The following is a 276-nucleotide window of genomic DNA, read 5'->3' as shown; positions in this document are numbered from 1 at the left end:
TCGGTTTCAACCGACTTGAGCTGTTATACGGGGGATTTATCCCCCGTCGGGTGTTGCAACTGGTGCAAGATTTCGGTCTCAACCGACTTGAGCTGTTATACGGGGGATTTATCCCCCGTCGGGCGTTGCAACTGGTGCAAGATTTCGGTTTCAACCGACTTGAGCTGTTATACGGGGGATTTATCCCCCGTCGGGTGTTGCTTTACAGGACAAATATTTTAGTCGGTTTCAACCGACTTGAGCTGTTATACGGGGGATTTATCCCCCGTCGGGTGT

At 51.1% G+C, this 276-nt stretch carries 1 protein-coding gene; it reads left to right on the top strand.

All coding sequences use genetic code 11. The features are described from left to right. A partial coding sequence (locus tag LKK83_RS28980; RefSeq protein WP_324634938.1) for a hypothetical protein occupies positions 1 to 276 on the top strand: 276 nt, incomplete at both ends.

This window comes from Phormidium sp. CCY1219, from assembly GCF_035615515.1.
GTDB lineage: Bacteria > Cyanobacteriota > Cyanobacteriia > Cyanobacteriales > Laspinemataceae > CCY1219.
The sequence above is the reverse complement of the archived record's forward strand: the minus strand, read 5'-3'. Positions and strand labels throughout refer to the sequence as shown.